This window comes from Paenibacillus taichungensis (genome assembly GCF_003287275.1).
Lineage (GTDB): Bacteria > Bacillota > Bacilli > Paenibacillales > Paenibacillaceae > Paenibacillus > Paenibacillus taichungensis_A.
In genome coordinates this window covers 1-19,685 of sequence record NZ_QEVW01000013.1, presented here as the reverse complement: position 1 = coordinate 19,685, position 19,685 = coordinate 1, and the positions used below count along the sequence as shown (strand labels likewise).

The 19,685-nt window shown below is 47.6% G+C and carries 16 protein-coding genes; 5 read left to right on the top strand and 11 right to left on the bottom strand.

The window, feature by feature from the left end:
- Positions 1 to 191 precede the first annotated feature (191 nt).
- The 3 genes from DC345_RS19950 to DC345_RS19940 are packed head-to-tail and all read right to left on the bottom strand — an operon-like array spanning position 192 to position 3,519.
- On the bottom strand, positions 192 to 1,349 hold the full coding sequence (locus DC345_RS19950; protein WP_113054575.1) for a hypothetical protein: 1,158 nt from the start codon (positions 1,347 to 1,349) through the stop codon (positions 192 to 194).
- On the bottom strand, positions 1,346 to 2,809 hold the full coding sequence (locus tag DC345_RS19945) for a sensor histidine kinase (RefSeq protein WP_113054574.1): 1,464 nt from the start codon (positions 2,807 to 2,809) through the stop codon (positions 1,346 to 1,348). The genes DC345_RS19950 and DC345_RS19945 overlap by 4 nt, the downstream gene beginning before the upstream one ends.
- Complete coding sequence (locus DC345_RS19940) at positions 2,806 to 3,519, bottom strand: response regulator transcription factor (RefSeq protein WP_064640427.1); 714 nt, start codon at positions 3,517 to 3,519, stop codon at positions 2,806 to 2,808. The genes DC345_RS19945 and DC345_RS19940 overlap by 4 nt, the downstream gene beginning before the upstream one ends.
- Before the next feature lie 207 nt (positions 3,520 to 3,726).
- On the opposite strand from DC345_RS19940, the gene DC345_RS19935 reads away from it, so the two are divergent.
- Together DC345_RS19935 and DC345_RS19930 are read left to right on the top strand one after the other, a co-directional pair.
- Positions 3,727 to 4,203: an RNA polymerase sigma factor gene (locus DC345_RS19935; RefSeq protein ID WP_064640429.1), complete on the top strand. Its 477-nt coding sequence runs from the start codon at positions 3,727 to 3,729 to the stop codon at positions 4,201 to 4,203.
- 204 nt (positions 4,204 to 4,407) lie between these two features.
- Positions 4,408 to 7,218 (top strand): chitinase N-terminal domain-containing protein, encoded by a 2,811-nt coding sequence (locus DC345_RS19930; RefSeq protein WP_397333693.1) that lies wholly within the window; start codon positions 4,408 to 4,410, stop codon positions 7,216 to 7,218.
- 95 nt (positions 7,219 to 7,313) lie between these two features.
- Here the strand turns inward: DC345_RS19930 and DC345_RS19925 are convergent, their stop codons facing one another.
- The 5 genes from DC345_RS19925 to DC345_RS19905 form a co-directional block, all read right to left on the bottom strand.
- A complete protein-coding gene (locus DC345_RS19925; RefSeq protein ID WP_113054573.1) occupies positions 7,314 to 7,598 on the bottom strand; it encodes a hypothetical protein in 285 nt (94 codons plus the stop codon).
- A 198-nt stretch (positions 7,599 to 7,796) separates the two neighbouring features.
- Entirely contained in the window at positions 7,797 to 8,603 is an 807-nt protein-coding gene (phnE, locus tag DC345_RS19920) for a phosphonate ABC transporter, permease protein PhnE (protein ID WP_064640432.1), read from the bottom strand.
- Positions 8,600 to 9,469 carry a phosphonate ABC transporter, permease protein PhnE gene (phnE, locus tag DC345_RS19915; protein WP_258530726.1) on the bottom strand — a complete coding sequence of 290 codons (870 nt, stop codon included), beginning with the start codon at positions 9,467 to 9,469 and terminating at the stop codon, positions 8,600 to 8,602. The genes phnE (DC345_RS19920) and phnE (DC345_RS19915) overlap by 4 nt, the downstream gene beginning before the upstream one ends.
- Positions 9,466 to 10,266: a phosphonate ABC transporter ATP-binding protein gene (phnC, locus tag DC345_RS19910; protein WP_063565947.1), complete on the bottom strand. Its 801-nt coding sequence runs from the start codon at positions 10,264 to 10,266 to the stop codon at positions 9,466 to 9,468. The genes phnE (DC345_RS19915) and phnC overlap by 4 nt, the downstream gene beginning before the upstream one ends.
- Before the next feature lie 173 nt (positions 10,267 to 10,439).
- Positions 10,440 to 11,423 carry a phosphate/phosphite/phosphonate ABC transporter substrate-binding protein gene (locus DC345_RS19905; RefSeq protein ID WP_064640434.1) on the bottom strand — a complete coding sequence of 328 codons (984 nt, stop codon included), beginning with the start codon at positions 11,421 to 11,423 and terminating at the stop codon, positions 10,440 to 10,442.
- Positions 11,424 to 11,675: 252 nt separating this feature from the next.
- Here DC345_RS19905 and DC345_RS19900 point away from each other — a divergent pair, with 252 nt between their 5' ends.
- Positions 11,676 to 13,316, top strand: a complete 1,641-nt coding sequence (locus DC345_RS19900) for a bifunctional metallophosphatase/5'-nucleotidase (RefSeq protein ID WP_113054572.1) — start codon at positions 11,676 to 11,678, stop codon at positions 13,314 to 13,316.
- 426 nt (positions 13,317 to 13,742) lie between these two features.
- On the opposite strand, the gene DC345_RS19895 is transcribed toward DC345_RS19900, so the two are convergent.
- Genes DC345_RS19895 through DC345_RS19885 form a run of 3 tightly spaced genes read right to left on the bottom strand, consistent with a single transcriptional unit; the run spans position 13,743 to position 16,351 of the window.
- Complete coding sequence (locus tag DC345_RS19895) at positions 13,743 to 14,753, bottom strand: Gfo/Idh/MocA family protein (RefSeq protein ID WP_113054571.1); 1,011 nt, start codon at positions 14,751 to 14,753, stop codon at positions 13,743 to 13,745.
- Positions 14,754 to 14,810: 57 nt separating this feature from the next.
- Positions 14,811 to 15,659: a sugar phosphate isomerase/epimerase family protein gene (locus DC345_RS19890; RefSeq protein ID WP_113054570.1), complete on the bottom strand. Its 849-nt coding sequence runs from the start codon at positions 15,657 to 15,659 to the stop codon at positions 14,811 to 14,813.
- Positions 15,660 to 15,709: 50 nt separating this feature from the next.
- Positions 15,710 to 16,351, bottom strand: coding sequence for a carbohydrate-binding family 9-like protein (locus DC345_RS19885; protein ID WP_113054569.1), 642 nt, complete (start codon positions 16,349 to 16,351; stop codon positions 15,710 to 15,712).
- Positions 16,352 to 16,537: 186 nt separating this feature from the next.
- Between DC345_RS19885 and DC345_RS19880 the strand changes: the two genes are divergently transcribed.
- Both DC345_RS19880 and DC345_RS19875 read left to right on the top strand, forming a co-directional pair.
- The gene (locus DC345_RS19880) at positions 16,538 to 17,443 is read left to right on the top strand and encodes a helix-turn-helix transcriptional regulator (protein WP_113054568.1); all 906 of its coding nucleotides are present in this window, start codon (positions 16,538 to 16,540) and stop codon (positions 17,441 to 17,443) included.
- Between the two features lie 437 nt (positions 17,444 to 17,880).
- Entirely contained in the window at positions 17,881 to 19,527 is a 1,647-nt protein-coding gene (locus DC345_RS19875) for an RNA polymerase sigma factor (protein ID WP_181586658.1), read from the top strand.
- The last annotated feature ends 158 nt before the right edge of the window (positions 19,528 to 19,685 follow it).

The following is a 19,685-nucleotide window of genomic DNA, read 5'->3' as shown; positions in this document are numbered from 1 at the left end:
ATCAGATGTATCGGTCCAATCTGGACTTGTATCCAATTTGTAAAATCAACCTTTAGCTGCATTGGATTGAAAGGCCTTCTTTGGATTTATGCAAAATGTTCAAATCACAAAAAGGCCCTATGGGTTCAGTCCTTAACATAGCGACTTCATTCCATAGGGCCCTAATTTCTGAGCATTCCATATTCACACCTTTACCAAGCTCGGAAGCTAAACCGATATAACTCGCTTTTTTCCATGGAGCTCCCGACAACAAAAAGATTGCTGTCATTCCATTTCAACTTGATAAAGTAATCGATATTCCGGTAGATAACTGTATCGGACCCCAGCTTGCGGTCATTCAAATAGGCAATGTGAACCTCGTTCTTCTGTCCTTCGAGTGTCAAAAAATAGGCAATGCGGGACTCCTCCTCATCCAGATCGAAGCTCCAGATGGGCCCTTTGACCAGCAGCTCAAACTTCTTGGTATCCGCTCGATATCTGTACAATCCCTGTTCGTTGTTGATCATGCCCTGAATCAGCATGTCTCCATTCTTCAACACCTTAAACTGCTGTATATCCTGGGCAGGGGTGTATGCCTTGATATCATTTTGCTCGTTCAGAGAGAAGCTATAGACAGCGTAATTTTCTTTCAGTTTGACCAGCACATACACTCGTGATAGATCCCGACTGATCTCATATGAATCCAGCATAATCAGGGTATCATCCGGATTTGAAATGTTGCTCGTCTGTGCGACCTTGGCAACTAACTCATCATAACTGTACAATTCATGTTTCTTTCCTGTCTTTAGCTCCACCATGTTGAACACCAGGTCATCATATCCGATGTAGGATTCATTGCCTACAAAGACGCGTGAATAGGAGTTATCATTCTTCAGCTTGCGATGTTCTCCTGTTTTCAAATCATATTCATAGGTTGTCTTCTGCGCCTGAGTCGATCGGTATTGGGAATAAATCAGCTTGCTCTGATCCGGACTCAAGGTAATGCCATACTCTGTATTCATGGCGATGTCCTTCAAGCGATTATCATCCATATGCAGCTGTGACAGCTTGATTCCGGTATAGGAACGATCCGGCCGATTCAATATAACCGTGTTGGGATCAGCCACCTCAAAATCATAGATGGCAAAGTCATTGGGCAGCTTGGTAGCCGACTCAATCTGAATGGTGCTGCTTGGCGGCGGGGCAAGGCGGCTGTTGAACTGTTTATCCGGCAGAATGACCGTTCGAGGCTTCCCATGTCCAATGCTGAACAGACTACCAATGCCAAAGATACCTCCGACAAATACAATCAGCAAACCGGATAACATAAGCATATCGCGATGTCTGCTCCAAAATCCTTGTTTCTTCATACGTCCCATTCCCCAGGCAGACTGATATTCACCTGTGTTCCCTTGTTTAATATACTTTTCATTTCCACCGTTCCCCCATGCTGCTCCACCGTGTTTTTCACTATGGACAAGCCCAGCCCAGCGCTTCCCTTCTCTGTCCTGTTCATCCCGTTATCCCGGTAAAAAGGTTCAAATACATGCTTCAATGCTACCTCGGGAATGCCTTCTCCTTCATCACGAATCAGTATGGCTACCGAATCGCCCAGCCGGAACGATTGGACCTGAATAATGGAATTCACATTCCCGTATTTGACCGAGTTATCCAGCACATTCAAAAAAACTTCCTTGAGCTTATTCCAGTCTCCCTGAACATACAGCAGTTCTTCCAGCTCATAGCGAATGCCAATATTGTACTTGCCCGCCTTGATGGACATGTCTTCGCATGCTTCCCGAATAATATTCGATACATTCACCCGCTCGAAACGGAAGGTTTGAATCGGTGTCGACGATACGGTCACTTCCAGGATATCCGCAACCATGACGTTGAGGCGCTGGCTCTCATTGATAATATATTTCAACCCTTTATCGAAGAACGCCTGATCCGTAAATCCATTATCCCGCAAAATCTGGGCATACCCCAGTATCGTGGTCAGCGGTGTCTTTAATTCATGCGTCACATTGTCAAAAAAAACCTTGTTGCGTGCCTGCAAATGCTTGACCTCATCCCGTTCTCTCTCAATCACGTCAATCTGCTCCTTTACCCGAGCAATCATGACCGTAAAGCTGGAAGCGAGCTCTCCAATCTCATCCTTCGTCGAGATGTGGATATCTGCATTCAGGCTGCCTTGTGCAACTTCGGCTGAACGTTTCGTCAGCACACGAATCGGCTTCGTAATCTGGCGTGAAATAAAGACAGATCCTATGAAAACAAACACAAAAATGACGGCTGCAAAACCCTTGATGGTGTTCTGAAAGCGCAGATGCCGTTTGAACAGATCCGTATAATCCCTTTCCAGCTGGATAATGCCAAGGATGCTCCCATCAGACAGCACAGGGAAGGACAGATTCCCTGTTACTCTGCCTTTATCCACAACGGTTGTATAGGCAATCTTTGATTTCATGGCAGCCTGTAGATCCGAGGTTTGAGCAGCACCCGGCTTCCCTTCCAAACCCGCGCCGCTGAACGGAGTGCCATCAGATCGATAGACCACGACCTTTCCGCCTACCGCGGAGCCGATCTGTTCTGCGAGATCCCGATTCCCTGTTCCCAGGGAGTCCTCACTAATGCGCTTGTTATGAATCAGAAAGTATTGATTGAGCGCGATATCCAGATTTTTTTTGGATTGCACCATGTCCTCCTGCACTTCCCTGTACATGTTCTCCTCACCCACTTTATTCGAAATAATGAGCAAGGCCGAAAAACCGATAAATACGATGACCGAGAAAAGAACGACCATTTTGAACTGGATCGTCCACTTCATGTATGCACCTGAATATTCAGTTTGTACCCTACGCCGAAGACCGTCTCGATAAGTGAAATCCCCTGCTCCCCACTATCCAGCTTCTTGCGGATGCGCTGAATATGAATGTCTACCGTCCGGGTATCTCCGGGAAAATCAAATCCCCACACTTTATCCAGCAACTCGGACCTTGTATGTACTTTGCGATGATGGTTGACCAAATATAAGAGCAGATCATACTCCTTATTGGTCAGTCCAGCGCGTTCCCCATCTTTCCAGACTTCACGCTCATCCTTGCGTACTTCAATGTGTCTGCCAAGGCGTACCACTTCATAGGACTGATTCTCCAGCGTCTCGCTGATTAGATCAATCCGGCGGAAAATGGCCCGAATGCGCACAACCACCTCACGAATGTCGAATGGCTTGGTAATATAATCGTCCGCCCCCAACTCCATGCCGAGCACCTTGTCCAGCATATCGGATTTCGCCGTAATCATAATCACGGGAATCTTTGAATTTACGGAAAGCTGTCTGCACACATCGAATCCGCTCATATCCGGCAGCATCAGGTCCAGCAGGATCAAGTCTGGTCTGGACTCTCTGAGCAACTCCAGGCCCTCTCTGCCTGTTGCTGCTTCGGCCATCTCAAATCCTTCCTTGCGCAAAGAATAGGACAGGATGTCGCGAATGGACTCTTCGTCTTCAATAATCAAAATCTGTTTCGGTCTCATGATGAATCTTAATCTCCCTGCTCTATGAATTTCATCTGCCTTATATTTTGTATCTCTGCTTCATGATTGAACAGAGGTTCACGAAAAATGTTACAACTCGGATACAAGTCTGGCGTCTTTGGAAACATCATCCCGATATACTATGGAACATAGAGAACAAACCAGACCGGAAAAGGCCAGATCGGTATCCAAAGGGGAAAACATCACGTGAACAAAACAACCATTCATGATGCTTATGTAAACTATAAATCAGAAGTGACACGGTATCTATCTCAGATCGTCAAAAATCAACAGGATGCAGAGGATCTCACGCAGGAGTGCTTCATTCGAATGATGAATGTATCGGCAGACATTCCGGAAGAACGGCTACTCTACTACCTCAAAAGAATTGCCCGTAACCTCGCCATGGATACATTCCGCAAGCGAACCCGTACATTAAGGCGGGACAGTAGATTGGAGATGCAAACGTATCACTGTGATACGTCCGAGTTGGAGATTTCCGAAGGTGTTAACGACCTTGTGTCGGTCATTAACAATACAGAACATCGCAAAATTCTTGAATTACGCGTGATTCACGGGTACAGCATCAAGGAAACCGCCCAGCTCGTCAACCGCAGTGAAGGCATGATCAAATCCTCGGTATTCCATGCCGTCAATCGAATTCGGGCCAAAGTCATCTCATAAGAGATGGCTTTTTTCATTGCAGGAATGACGTGAAATCAACATCTGATGTTAGGAAGTATCAAAATTTGCTTTATCGAGCATGACAAATGACTCATTTTTACAAAAGTCGAGTTCGTTTTTACAAATTGTTATGACTATGTGAGATTTTGGTGTGTTAGAATATGGACGAACTCATGTTTCAACTAATATTTGGGAGGGATTTGGTTGGGTAAATTGACACGTATGCGAGGAGTATGGGTAAAATCACTCCTGGCATTGTCCATGGCATTGCCGCTTCAGATCGGATTGTGGAACGGAGATGCAGCGGTTCAAGCCGAGTGGGCAACAGACCCTGCACCGTTCATTCAGGCGAAGGTTGTTAATGGAAATGCAGGCAAGAAAGTATTGTTCGACAATACTCATGCACAGACAGCCGGAGCGGCTGACTGGGTCATTGACGGAGGCTTCTCGGACTTCGGCAATGCACTCGCGAATGATGGATATTATGTAAAGGAACTGCGCAAGACGACTCCTTTTACCTATGACGATCTGAAAGAATATAACGTGTTTGTCATCGCTGAACCCAATGTTCCCTTCAAAACGACAGAACAGGCAGCCATGAAAGAGTATGTGGAAAAAGGCGGAAGCATCTTCTTCATTGGAGATCACTACAATGCTGACCGTAACAAAAACCGCTGGGACGGTTCTGAAGCGATCAACGGCTATCGTCGTGGCGCGTTCGAAGATCCAGCCAAAGGCATGAGCACAGAAGAGCGTAACTCTGAGGCGATGCAAAATGTAACCAGCACGGACTGGCTGTCCGATAATTTCGGCGTACGCTTCCGTTACAACGCATTAGGCGATATTAACGCTACTAACATTGTGCCTGCTGGACAGGCATTTGGTATTACGGAAGGTGTATCCGCTGTAGCCATGCACGCAGGGTCCACACTTGCGATCACCGATCCAACAAAGGCTAAAGGTATCGTATACCTGCCGAAAACGAATGCAGCTTGGCCAAACGCTGTTGACCAAGGCGTATACAACGGCGGCGGAGTTGAAGAAGGTCCTTACGTAGCCGTATCCAAACTGGGTGCAGGTAAAGCAGCGTTTATCGGGGACTCTTCTCCGGTTGAGGATGCTTCACCGAAATATCTGCGTGAAGAGACTGGCGCTCGCAAAACAACGTATGACGGCTTCAAAGAAGTGGATGACGGCAAATTGCTGGTCAATACGGTCAACTGGCTTGCTACGCAAGAAAATTACACTAGCTTGACTCAAGTGAACGGACTTCAATTGGATAATGCAACAGCATTGCTTCCGTTCGAACAACCTGCGGCTTCCACTGAACCACAGGCTGAACCTTGGGCCGCACCAGCTGCCGGATACAAGTGGTATGATCGTTCCACGTTCAAAGCAGGTTCTTATGGCGGACCAGCTTCAAGCGCGAATGCTTCCTACAGCTTCGTGAAGCAGGACACCCTGCCTAATGCGGAGGATTTCCAGATCCGCGTGGTTGTCGAGAACATGCCTGCTAACACAACCGTTTCCGGTTACAGTGCAGGGATTTACCTGACTGGTGGAACACAGGTCGCCATGATTCAGAATGAAAGTGGTACATGGCCGACTTCATACGGTTATAGCTCCAACTTTAGCGTAACTTCCGACAGCAAAGGTCGCGCAATCAAAGACCTGAATGTCCGCATTAAATCAGGTACAACGGGCGCTGCCAGCCTGCGTCTGCGTCTGAACGGCAGCAACCTGATAACCAATGCAGTTACCGTCGGCAATGTTCCGGCTGAGCAGCTTCCGGAAGAAGAAGGACCTATCCCGGCAACAATCAGCATTGCTGATGCTCGCACCAAAGCAGCTGGTTCAACCGTTACGGTTGAAGGCGTAGTTACTACAGAGCCGGGTGCTTTTGGTGGACAATCCTTCTACCTTCAAGACACAACTGGCGGCCTCTATGTTTTCCAAAGCACTGGCGGCTTCCACGCTGGAGATGTGGTTAAAGTAACCGCAGCAACGGCGCTGTATAACAGTGAATTTGAGCTTACGGATATCGTAGCAATCGAGAAAACGGGTACAGCTTCCATCCCTGCTGCCATTGAAGTGCCAGCAGTTACGGCTGCAAACCAGGGTCAACTCGTTCAATTGAAAGAAGTAACTGTTGAGAACATCATTAGTGCAACACCGGCAGGTTCATTTGAATTCGACGCAGTTGCAGCGGACGGAACAAGCACGCATGTACGTGTGGATACACGCACAGGTGTAACGCAAACGACCTTCCCTTATGCAGCAGGCGATAAAATCAGCGTGACAGGTGTTGCCGCTATTTTCAAAGATGTATTTCAACTGAAGCCTAGAAGCTTGAACGATTTCGTAAAAGTGGAGGAAGGCGGCGAAGAAGGACCTTCTACGCCAGCTGTTGGCGCACCAGGCAAACCGGCGCTTACATCCAATAATGGTTACAGCAACGGTCTGTCTGAAGGATCTTATACGGTTACGATGAACCTCTGGTGGGGTGACAATGGCACAAGCTATAAGCTGTATGAAAATGGCGTGCTGATTGACACACAAAAGCTGACTGATGCTACACCAGCGGCGCAATCGGCCCAAACTACGATTAATGGCAAAGCTAACGGGACTTATTCCTATGTAGCTGAGCTGACGAACTCCAAGGGGACAACTCGCAGTGAAGTACTCACGGTACAAGTTGTGAATGCTGCCCCTGGCAAAGCAGTTCTCTCCCAAGACAATTGGGATGGGGACGGCAACTACAAAGTGACGATGAATCTGTGGTGGGGAACAAACGCATCAGAATACCGTCTCTATGAGAATGGTCAACTGATCGATACCAAAACACTGAACGCCGTAACACCTAATGCACAAAGCGCTGTGACAGATGTATCCGGTCACGCGAATGGAACGTACACGTACCGTGCCGAGCTGATCAATGCAGCGGGTGTGACAAGCACGGAAACGATTACGGTACAAGTAACGAAATCCGCTGTATCTCTGCCAGCAGCAAGCTAAGTCTCACAAAGGAATGCCTGACGTTTAACCAAGCATTGAAAAACCGAAGCAAGTTTGCCGGGACTCCAGGCACCTTGCTTCGGTTTTTTTCTGTTTTATTTATCACTTAAGATCAGTTTTTCTTCAAAGTTGTTACCATTCATATCTGTCCACTCAATGATAACAGTTTGGTCTTCATTTCTACTAACACTTGAACCTTGTGTTCGTATTATAGGGAAATTTATAGATTTCGAAGTCAAACCACTTTCCTTTCTAATTATTCTTCCTTCATTAATGTTAATTTTATATCCTTTAATATCTTCCAAATTATCTTTTTTATAAAATATAGTATACTGTCCACTTTCTGCTCTTTCATTTGTTACTGTACTATACAGTATCATAAGATGAGTCTACTTCTAAAACAGTAATTTCATATAGGTTCAACATTTTGCTGATACTAACTTCCTACAAAACACAAAAAGCAGCACCTGCTAATGCATGGGCTGCTCTTCCGATAGATCAACAATGGATTGAAACATATCCATCATGTTCTTTATTTTATTCGTCTTTATTAGCAAGCAAACGTTACTTTCGCTTCTCTATACCAGCTTCTTGCGAATGTATCCAGAGATCAGATCAATGATCGTAATCATCACGATGATCCCAAGCAGGATAATCCCTACTCGCGGCCAGTTCCGAGTACTGAGTGCAAAGATCAGCGGTGTACCAATCCCCCCTGCCCCGATAACCCCCAGAATGGTTGCGGAACGCACATTAATCTCGAACCGATACAACGTGTAGTTAAGGAATCCAGGCAAAACCTGTGGCAGTACAGCAAACCACAGCTGCTGCATGCGAGTCGCTCCGGAAGCGAGCAACGCTTCAGAAGGACCATAATCAATATTTTCCACTTCATCAGCGAACAGTTTACCTAGCATCCCGATGGAATGAAGTCCAAGGGCGAGTACACCCGCGAAGGAACCCGGACCCACCGCCTTGATAAACAGCAAAGCCATAATAATCTCCGGGAACGTACGGATAAAGCTGAGCACCATTTTGCCCGTACCCGATACAGGACGGAAGCTGCTCATATTCCGGGCAGACCAGAACGCAAACGGGATACACAGTACAGCGGAAATGACAGTACCCAGCACGGAGATCGCCAGCGTATCCAGCAATCCTCGCAGCAAATCTTCACCCTCAGGCAGATAAACAAAGTCCCAATCCGGGGAGAAAACCCCGGCAATAATGGCCTTCATGATCTGACCAGCGGTTTCCTTCAAACCGGTAAACGGTACGCCGGCAAGTGCCCAAGCGTACACAAGAATAAGCAAGATTACAATGACCCAGCGAAGCGGGTTCTTCCGTGGTTTGCGCCGGATTACGCTTGTTTCATTTTTCATCATAACAATTTCTCCCGCAGCTTAGTACTTACATAATCAATGATCAGAACAATGACAAGGGTAAACAGAATGATTACACTTGTTTTGTCATATTCCAGGAATCCAAGTGTTGCTTCATAATACAGTCCGATACCCCCAGCTCCAACCAATCCGAGAATCGCAGCGGCACGCACATTAATCTCAAAGGCATACAGGACATAGGAAGTAAACTGGGCAGCCAGTTGCGGCACCACACCATAAACAATCAGTTGAATCCGGTTCATGCCGACAGCCGTCATCGCTTCAAGCGGTCCCTGATCAATCGTTTCCAGCGTTTCGTAGGTCAGCTTGGCAATCAGTCCCACCGAGAAGACGGCGAGTGCCAATATACCAGGAATCGGTCCCAGTCCAAACACAGCAACGAACAGCGCCGCAAGCAGCAGATCAGGCACGGTACGGATCAGGTTCAGTACGAAGCGAGCCGGATAGTAGATCCAACGGCTAGGCATTAAGTTGCCTGCACAGATGATGGAGACCGGAATTGCAATAATCGCACCGATCGTTGTACCGATCAGAGCCATACGAATCGTCTCCAGCATGCCCTGAACGATGTTGTCAAAGTAACTCCACCGCGGCGGGAACATCTCACGCAGCAAATCCAGCATGTTGGGTAAACCTTCAAACAGCTCACTGAAGCTGGCATCAGTCTGTTTGGCACTTGCCCACAAAAGCAGCAGAATGATGACTAGCGTGAGCAGATGTTTGGTACGCCCCGGTGGTTTGGGACGTTTGACAGCCGAGCCTGAGCCTGAACCTGTGCCAGGACGCTTTCCCTTTCCTGATCCGTTCTGCAATGATCCATCTATCGATACGTTTACGGGTTGCTTCATACCAGAACTTCTCCCCGCTGTTCCTGTACAGCCTGTTTATCCAGCAGCTCGTCTGCCAGAATAGGTCTGCCATAAATTTCTGCAAAACGCTCATCTGTTGCTTCGGATACCGGACCATCAAACACCACTTCGCCGGCACGCAATCCAACAATACGGGTCGCATACTCTCTGGCTAGGTCGATAAAGTGAAGGTTAACGATCGTTGTAATGCCGAGATCCTGGTTGATGCGTTTCAGATCATCCATTACCTGCTTCGTTGTTAGTGGATCGAGTGAAGCGACAGGCTCGTCTGCCAAAATGATTTTGGCTTCCTGTGCAAGTACTCGGGCTATAGCCACCCGCTGCTGCTGCCCACCGGACAACTGATCTGCACGTGAATAGGCTTTTTCCGCGATGTTTACCCGTTCCAGTGCTCCAAATGCGAGTTCTGTATCTTCTTTTGGGAAACGACCCAGAATGGTACGCATCGTGGAATGATATCCCACGCGTCCAGCAAGCACGTTACGAAGCACACTGGAACGTTTCACGAGATTGAAACTCTGGAAGATCATGCCGATATCCCGGCGGATCATGCGAAGTGACTTGCCATGAGCTTTGGTGATCGACTTGCCATTAATCAATATTTCACCGTCACTGATATCATGAAGTCGGTTAATGGAACGCAGAAGCGTCGATTTTCCCGCACCAGACAAACCAACGACGGCAATGAATTCCCCTTGTTTAAATTTCAGATTAATATTATTCAGGCCCTTGGTGCCGTTAGCGTATGTTTTCGTTACATTGTGAAGCTCAATCATGGCAGTAATCCTTCTTTCATTAATATGGTATTTCGCAGGGTCACGCTGTAATGGGACAAGCCAGCGCAGCGTATGTCACGCTGAACTGGCCTGCCCGCTGATACGATGAAGTTATCCAATGAAAAGATAATCAATGCAATGCAATCATTAACGATCTTTCTTTTGACAGAAAACTACTCGGTTTTTACTTTTTCGTTGTATTGACGAACGATATCAAACTTGCTGTCATCAGACTCTACATAACCTTCGTGTGTGTAGATTTCTTTGATAATTTCGTGACCTTGTGGATCTTTACCGATGTCGATGAATGCTTGTTTGATCTTCGCTGTCCAATCTGCATTCATGTCAGTACGTACTGCGATCGTATCGTTAGGAATGGGCTCAGTGAACGCCAGTACACGAGTATCTTCAAATACAGTCGGGTAGTCTTTCGCCACAGTGTTACGAGCATCTTGGAAAATTGCTGCAGCATCAACGTCACCGTTCAGTACTGCCAATACGCCTTGGTCATGGCCTTTAACCGTAATTGGCTGTACATCTTTCAAAGGATCAAGGCCTCTGTCGAGCAACAGGGCTGCCGGCCATACATAACCTGCGGAAGAAGTTACGTTCTGGTAAGCGATTTTTTTGCCTTTCAGATCCTCAACGGATTGGATCGGCGAGTCTTTTTTCACAATAATCATGGATTTATACGAATCTGCCAGTTCCTCAGTTGGAGCGCCAGTCTCATCATTTACACCAAAACGTTGTGCCTGAAGAATAACTTCAGCTGCGCCTTTTTCTTTGGCAAGTACATAAGCCGTCGGAGGCAGGAAACCTACGTCCACTTTATTGGAAGCCATTGCTTCAATAATTGTGTTGTAGTCTGTGGATACGCTGACCTTCACCGGGATACCCAATTTGTCACCCAGCAGCTTCTCGAGCGGTTTTGCTTTGGCTTCGAGTGTATCTGCATTTTGTGATGGAACGAATTGTACAGTCAGCTCAGTCGGCACATAACCTTCAGCGGCTTTGTCTGTCTCTGCCGTGTCAGTACTGGATGAATTCGAGCTCGTATCAGCCCCGTTAGCCGAACCTGTTGTACTACTGTTAGACCCACAAGCACTTAGAAACAGAACCAAAATCAACAATGGTAAAAATAAAGCAGACTTCTTCAAGCGAACACCCTCCAAAGAGTTTCTATTTTTCATTACTTGTCTACTATAGTCGTCGAATATTACCGCGATGTGAAACGAAATTTGGAGTTTTGTAAAGTTTCCTGTCAGGCTGTCAGAGCGGCTTTGATCTGTTAGAATAGCCTCATTACGGTTGATAATACAAGTATAAATGGTGAATATCCTTGTACTCTGCCGCTAGAATGACCTGTGATTTGATATGTTTAAACTTATATATTTAGAGGAGATTGTAAAATGACATCCATAACAACTACGGCAAACTTCGACATCATGGTAACCAGTGACCTTCATGGGGCCATTCGTCCCATACATTACAATACCAATGCCTATCGCCCAGCCGGACTTGCTTTGCTTGCTTCGCTGATCCGGCGTGAACGAGAGCGTTCACCCGAACTGCTACTCGTGGATAACGGTGATCTGTTGCAGGGCTCTCCTTTGGCCTCGTATGCTGCGTCCTTTGTTTCAGATCGCGAAGTGCATCCCTTCATTAATGTTCTGAATGAACTGGGTTATGATGCAGCCGTGATGGGCAATCATGAATTCAACTACGGCCAGGACTTACTGCGCAAAGCCGTTGAAGACTCCCATTTCCCTTGGCTATCCGCAAATATTGTTAATGAAGGAAAGCCTGACGAAAAGGCACCACACACTACACCTTCTGGAGCAGGCATACCCGCCTTCGGTCCTCCCTATCTGGTCAAAACTTTGTCTTCAGGCGTTAAAATTGCTTTGCTGGGCGCAACGACGCACTATATTCCGAATTGGGAGCATCCGAAAAATATAGAAGGTTTACAGTTCCTTGATGCTTTGGAGACTATTCGTGCGTGGGTTGGTTATATTCGTGAGCATGAACAGCCGGATGTGCTTGTGGTCAGTTACCATGGTGGTTTTGAGAGTGACCTGGAGACAGGCGAACCTGCTGAGCGGTTAACTGGTGAAAATCAGGCGTATGCGATCTGCCGTGACATTGAAGGGATTGACGTTCTTCTTACCGGACATCAACACCGTCAGCTTACCGCCGAAATACATGGTGTGACCGTTGTTCAGCCTGGATTTAGCGGGAACGGTGCGGGTCATGTATCCATTGAGTTGGACCGGTTATCGAATGGAAAGTGGCAGATTGCAGGAAAACAGGCTTGCTTGTTGCTCTTGAATGAAAATAGTGATGTACAGCCCGATTCGGCTGTTATGAAACTGACGGACGAGTTGGAAGCAAAAGCACAGGCATGGCTGGATCAGCCGATTGGCCAGGTGGCCGGAGACTTATCCATCACCGATCCTGCCGCATTGCGGCTCGCGGCGCATCCCTTCATTACTTTTGTACATCAGGTGCAGATGGAAGCAACGGGAGCTCAAATCTCCAATACCGCATTACTTAGCGAAGAAGCCCGTGGGTTTGGTTCCCTCATTACCGTTCGGGATGTGTTGTCCAACTTTATCTATCCCAATACACTGACGATGCTGGAGCTTCGTGGTCAGGACATTCGGGATGCATTGGAGCAAACGGCACGTTACTTTGAAGTGGAGGCTTCAGGCGAAGTAGTCGTTAATCCTGCTTACATGCAGCCGAAGCCACAGCATTATAATTATGACATGTGGGCGGGCGTCGAATATGAGCTGGATATCTCCAAACCTGTGGGAAGTCGTGTGGTGAAGCTGGAACGCGAGGGCATACCTGTTGCGATGGACGCGACGTATTCTGTAGTGATGAACAGTTATCGCGCAGCAGGTGGCGGTGATTATGCGATGTATCCGGGCAAAAAGGTACTTCACGAAGGCGCCACGGATATGGCGGCACTGGTGGAGGATTATATTCGCAGAAATCAACCACTAACAGTGGAGCAGGCGAATAACTGGCGGGTTGTTGGATCGTAAAGGATAATTACTGCTTATGGCGGTGGACTCGGGCAAAAGTTTAGGAGCCTTGCTTCTTATTCTAAGGAACCTAGGACGTCTTATATGCCCCCCCGCCCCTCTTTCATAATTGTAAGGAATACCAGACACGCTATTTCCTAAATATGTGACGATTAACGCTATTAACCAGCCCCAAATTTTAAACTAGCGTGTCTCAGGTTCCTTAGATTTCCGTAGCTGCTTTAAACTCCTGAATAACGTGTCTCCGATTCGTTAGCGCTCTACCCTCTGCTCAAACCGGAATCGTAAACGAGCGGGACAAGCCATAACATTGATGCTCAAAAGGGGCGTCCCGTCATATTCATGACCACGGGACAGCCCCTCTTCATTGTTCAATCCATATTACCTGTACGGTAAAGTTTGTTACATTCGTCAAACCTGCTCCTACTATACTGAAACCAATGCGCCACGCTCATCCGCCGAGCGCATCTCGGCTTCAATTAACTCAAGCGTGCCTGTTGCGCTCTCCGGTGTACATACAGATACAGGCTTACCTGCTTGAACAGACTGGATAAAATATTTGAGTTGGTGATAATATCCCGAGTCGGGTGATAGCTCAGCGACGAAGCCGGGAGCATCGTTCGGATTTACTTTTAGCTCACCATTCTCAAAGACCAGATTCCCCTGCTCCAAATTAACGCGATACGTCATGGAGAAGCCATAGTCTCCCCCCAGCGTCCAGTCAGCTTGGGCATTCAGCACTTTTCCGTCAGGGTATACATAATTGGTGGATACGGTATCATAACCGCTTCCCGGAATGACGTTGCGAGCCAGCGTGGATACGTGATCCGGTTTGCCAAACACCCAGTGGATAATATCGGCATCATGTATGTGCATATCTAAAATGCAGCCACCGCTTTTCTCCCCATCCAAAAACCACTCTTGAGGCAAACCTGAACCCCTGAAGAAATAACCTGCGTTGACCGCTCCATAACGCCCGTCTTCTACTACGGATTTCAGATAGGCATAGGCTGGCCAGAAGCGTAAACATTGACCAATCATCAGTGTTTTCCCAGTCGCTTTGGCTGTCTCTGCCATCTTCCAGCCTTCCGCCGAATGGCGCGCAACCGGCTTCTCACACAGCACATGCATGCCCTTTTCCAGCAACGAACACGTTAATTCAGCATGCAGTGGCGTAGGCAGCGTAATATCAATGATATCCAGTTCTTCTTGTTCCAGCATCGCGTCAATGTTGTCGTACAAACGATAAGGTGTGAGATCATATACCTCTTGCTCTGTCGCCATGTTGCCGGCTGCTTTACCGTTCTTCAGTTCCTCTATTCTCAGATCGCAGATGGCTACCAATTCCACGGGTTCCCCTTCTGAGGCAAGGCGTACATAGTTATCAAAATGCATACGTCCCATAAACCCAAAACCGATCAATCCCACTTTTAACATGTTTCTACCTCCCACAAAAATATAGATTATATATCGTATAATTGTTGTTATCCGTATCTATTCCTGAGAACGTCCAAGAATGGCATCCATCGCTTTGGATGTATTAAATATGATCTGCTTCGAATGATGAGTGTAAGGCGGAATCATCTCAGCAGTCACATAGTTGTCGTAACCAATGGCTTGTAATGCCTGCATCACCGCCGGATAATTCACATCTCCAGCCAGCAGATCCACAAATCCATGAAGTCCTCCCGCTTGACGACGGTAATCCTTAAAGTGCACCTTCTTGATCCGATGACCCAGAATGCGAACCCACTGCTCCGGGTAACCGTTCTGTACGACATTGCCCACATCGAAATACGAACCTATATAATCCGAATTAAAAGAATCAATAAAGGTACGCAGCTCTAGCGGCGACACCAAGAATTTGTTCCATACGTTCTCAATACCAATCGATACTCCGGCACTTTCCGCATACGGCAGCAGATGCACAAGGGCTTCTTGTGCCCGTTCATAGGCAACTTCATAATCTGTTACTTCGCTGTCTGGAATAAAGTCCACACCCACCGCACCCGGAATGACCAAAATGGTATCCACACCAAATGCCGCGGCAAGCTCCAGCTGTTTTTTACACACATCCAGTGCTTTCGTGCGAATCTCCGGATGAGCACTCGTCATCGGATAATCCCAGTACAATCCGGTTGCAAGTCCCGCAATTTCGAGGCCAGCCTCTTCGAGACGTCCCTGAATATCACGAACCTCCTGATCCGAGGCAGACAGACTCAGCTCGCCTTCTCCATTAAGCGAAAGTTCAATCCCCTCAAAGCCAGCTTGCTTCGCCGTCTGAATACAATCCGCAATAGAAGCATCTCCTGGAAACGACCATATGTTAATCCCTTTTTTCATACCAATTCCCTCCTTCAAAATATGACTACCTGTTCTTCAGCATCGCGTAGCTATCCTAATTGAAAATGACCAAACCGGGCAGGCAAATGAAAGTTTATAGCCCCTGTGGGCTGCCATGCCTGATACTCCCGATCTCCCTGCACATTCTCATCAATACGGTAAATGTTGACCCTCCAGCATACCCCTTTAGTCAGGGGCGCCTTGAAGTTACTCGCTGGAATATGGATCACATACACCCGACGGCCCTGATGATCCACTTCCACAGCCGTTTGCAACCCCTCCAGCTGCCAGGTTACATCTACCTTCAATTCAGAACCTTCGCCGTTATTGTGGATGAGTGCATCAAAAACCACGTTGTGCGGGCTTACCTCCAACTCGATGTAGTTCCTGCCATCGCCCTGTTCATCAATGAACAGTTCAACCACATCCTGCTCATACAATGGCTGATCCCTTTCCGTGAAATCAGATACGACGTAATCATCCTGGCATACAAAGCGAATATGCAAGTATTCGGGACTCCAGCCAAAACGGACTTCCGTGGATTGATGAGGTGGTCTGCCTGTTACCGTGTCCACCAGTTCCACTGGAATACATCGTTCCCAATCCGCAGCCGAGGGGAATCCATGGTGTGCAGCTGATCTGAGTGGTTCGCAGCAATAACTGGTGCTCCGATCCACAGGGAGAGAGCGCATTTTAATCCTCTCCTTTTTAGCTTAATCCGTGATGTTGTCTCTCTCGTAAGAACATGTGATAATACATATATTATAAATAACTTACGTGATCATTTATTTAGGAGATAAAGAGATTATTTGCACAATTCCGTTCAGTTTTAATTAGATCTATTTGGGCCAATCTCATTGAAAAAGGAGATAGGATTCATGTCTTTCCAACAAGCGATACATCCTCTGCAACGAAACGCCACTTACAAGGAATGGTCTCCCAACGTGCATTATGCTCAGTTCCAGAGCCTTCCTCCAGGTAAACTGCCAAAGCGGCGTTTGTATGATTTTGAACTTCTGTACGTCTCTCAAGGTGAAGCTGCAACTTATATGAAGGATAAGCACCATATTTTGAAGGCAGGTCAGCTCATCATGCTGCCTGCCGGTGTCTATCATCAGAATGAGGTGGTTTCGAGCCCGGAAGCACGTTTCATTGGCATTCATTTTGATTTCTTCAACGAATTGACCATTCAGACCGAGGCAGATATGGTTGTTAACGAAGAGACTGTTCTGCACCACAAATTCGCAGTGGAAGCTTGCGCAGAGGGCATGACGCCGCTATCTATCAACCCGGTGTATACCCCTTCTCCAGCTACCGTGCAGCTTATGGAGCAATTGGTACATGAATTTACGATGCGCCCACCGGGATATGAACTGGTATGCAAAGGCTTGATGCTGCAAATATTGACGCATCTGCTGCGTTCATCCTGGCGAAGGTCGTCACGCCATGATTCGGTACACGGGGAGAAGCTGCTCGAACTCATGAAACGTATAGAAGTCTCCCCATCCGACCCGTGGACCAATTCGGGCATCGCCAAACAATTGAACCTGAGTGTGGATCACATGGCCAAATTGTTCAAACAGACTGCGGGCATGCCGCCCAACGAATACATTCAATCCATCCGCCTAAGCGAGGCACGCAAACTATTGCGGGAAACCGATCATTCCATTGAGGCTGTCGGTGTACAAAGTGGTTACCCGGACATTCATTATTTCAGCCGCATGTTCCGCAAATATGAAGGCATTTCACCTCGGGAATACCGGAAGTTATCCAGAATGTTATAAAAAAAAGGAGCAGCCTGCCAATTTGCAGTCTGCTCCATGCTTTTTGCACTAATGTTTCCCGTTAGCTTAATGAACCTCTATTATGCATTAGAATAATTAATCGAGACCACTCCTGGTTAACTACGGAACGAAGGGGTACCCCAAGAACCCGAAGAAGGACTTCGGCTCGTGCTCCTAGTTTGTATCCCCCCATAGTTGAACGGAAAAGAAGTATCTTTATATACTAAAAGTGAGACCTTTACATCTAAAGCAAACTTCAACTTGTTTAACAAAAAGTTCATAACATCTCTTTAACCATTTAAATGATGTTTGTAATTATACATGTATGAAGTGATCCATTAGGATGCCCAAATTTTTTAAAAATAATCCCAACCTTTATTTCGCCTGGCACACTATATAATTGTCAGGAATTACAGATGCAACTATGGAGGCAAAAAATGGATTCAATTAGTAAAAACGGAAAAGAAGCGGCGGAAGCGATTCGGAGCTATGTCAAACCGATTTTCGGTTTTGCGTTAAACCGGGTCAAGCAGCGGGCCGAGGCGGAGGATCTGGCTCAGGAGATTATGCTGCAGTTGTTGAAATCCTTCTCCGGGGTGCGGGACATTAGAAGCCTTGACGCTTACGTCTGGACGGTTGCCCGATACACTTGGGTGAATTGGTTGAAAAAGCGTGCGCACGCTCCCCAAGCGATCGAAATCAACGGCATGTCCGAACTGTCTGCCGCCCCTTCCCGGGAGCCGCTTGACCGGCTGCTGGTAACCGAAGCTTACCGCGAGCTGCGCCGAGAAGTCGCGTTCCTGTCCGACATCCATCGCCGGATCGTGGTCATGCATTACTACGACGAGCTTAAAATCGGCGATATCGCGATTGCTCTGAACATTCCTGTCAACACAGTGAAGTGGCATTTGAGCGAGGCTAAAAAGAAGTTACGGAAAGGGATGAAACGTATGCGTGCAACAGGAACTTTAAGTGTCAATCCGGTCAGCATGGGGGAAATGGGCCATTCCGGTTCGGCCGGCAGACTGGGCGAAACCAACGATTTTCTTGGACGCGCCTTGGCGCAAAATATCGTTTACGCGGCTTATCACAAGGCGCGTACCGTACATCAAATCGCGGAGGAGCTCGGAATGCCACCGTCTTTGCTAGAAGGCGAAGTCCGGCACCTGGCCGATTACAATTTTCTCATCCAACCCTCTCCCGGCAAATATCAAAGCAATACCATCGTCTGGGACCTCTTCGAGTTGGCCGTAGCCGGTCATCAATTTTGGCAAGATTGCGCCGCCGAAGTGGCCGATGTTCATTTTGACGCGTTAATGGAAGTTCGCCGGCAAGTCGAGGATAGCGGAGTGTACGTTCCGGACGGCGACTATAACTTCCTGCTCTGGACCTTGCTGCCCAAGAACGTCGAGGAGCAATCTTGGCGGAGCATGCCGGCGGGCGAAAACTTCGATGCGGTCGCACCAATGCGAAAGGACGGAGGTCAGTATATTGCCTATGCAGCGTTAAACCGGAGCCACAATGCCGATCCGGGTTTTGATTTGAGTAGTTACGTCACCTTCGGTCCGTCGCTCCGCTACGTCGAAGACACTCCCTTATACTTGTGGCAATTCAATACTTACTGGAGTGACCGCCAGATGGATTGGCGTTTCCTGGAATACCGGAATGTCGAGATTTGTCATGCGTTCCAACAAGGGGAACTGCCCGACAACGAAGAGAACAGCGAGCAATATTCGTTCCTGCTGGAGAAGGGGTACATCCGTAAGACGGAGGAGGGGTACAAGTTCAATGCGGTTTGGATCGACTCTCCGCAAACGTTGAATCGGTTGAACAAGGCAATGCCGGATTTGTCCGCTCTGTATGCGCCTGCTGTCAGTAAGCTCTACGACAAAATGCTCAAGCTGTTCCTGCAAAATCAGCCGAAGCATTTGGAGCCACAGCTTGCTTACATGGTGAGAGGCAACACCGGCGGAGGCCGGCTTGTCGCTTATATTTTGAAGCATTTGGTCGATAACGGGAAGTTGAAACCGCCGTTGCCGCACCAGCAGAAGACGATCTCAACCTGGATGGGGCCGGTCAAGTAAGTCAGTTCGGAAATGTATATGAAGAAAGGTCGTTCCCGGGCGGTGGCCATTTTTTCACTGTCTGTCTACTCTGTCTGTCCAACGAAGTGATCAGGACATCGCTATTTCACACTGTCCCCTCCTGAACGTATGGAAATGATCAAAAACTACCCATGACG

Bases quoted from the DNA above. Each gene is read 5' to 3' on its own strand.
- DC345_RS19950 (WP_113054575.1), bottom strand. From the start codon at position 1,349: ATGAAGAAACAAGGATTTTGGAGCAGACATCGCGATATGCTTATGTTA.
- DC345_RS19945 (WP_113054574.1), bottom strand. From the start codon at position 2,809: ATGAAGTGGACGATCCAGTTCAAAATGGTCGTTCTTTTCTCGGTCATC.
- DC345_RS19940 (WP_064640427.1), bottom strand. From the start codon at position 3,519: ATGAGACCGAAACAGATTTTGATTATTGAAGACGAAGAGTCCATTCGC.
- DC345_RS19925 (WP_113054573.1), bottom strand. From the start codon at position 7,598: ATGATACTGTATAGTACAGTAACAAATGAAAGAGCAGAAAGTGGACAG.
- phnE (WP_064640432.1), bottom strand. From the start codon at position 8,603: ATGATGAAAAATGAAACAAGCGTAATCCGGCGCAAACCACGGAAGAAC.
- phnE (WP_258530726.1), bottom strand. From the start codon at position 9,469: ATGAAGCAACCCGTAAACGTATCGATAGATGGATCATTGCAGAACGGA.
- phnC (WP_063565947.1), bottom strand. From the start codon at position 10,266: ATGATTGAGCTTCACAATGTAACGAAAACATACGCTAACGGCACCAAG.
- DC345_RS19900 (WP_113054572.1), top strand. From the start codon at position 11,676: ATGACATCCATAACAACTACGGCAAACTTCGACATCATGGTAACCAGT.
- DC345_RS19895 (WP_113054571.1), bottom strand. From the start codon at position 14,753: ATGTTAAAAGTGGGATTGATCGGTTTTGGGTTTATGGGACGTATGCAT.
- DC345_RS19890 (WP_113054570.1), bottom strand. From the start codon at position 15,659: ATGAAAAAAGGGATTAACATATGGTCGTTTCCAGGAGATGCTTCTATT.
- DC345_RS19885 (WP_113054569.1), bottom strand. From the start codon at position 16,351: ATGCGCTCTCTCCCTGTGGATCGGAGCACCAGTTATTGCTGCGAACCA.
- DC345_RS19880 (WP_113054568.1), top strand. From the start codon at position 16,538: ATGTCTTTCCAACAAGCGATACATCCTCTGCAACGAAACGCCACTTAC.
- DC345_RS19875 (WP_181586658.1), top strand. From the start codon at position 17,881: ATGGATTCAATTAGTAAAAACGGAAAAGAAGCGGCGGAAGCGATTCGG.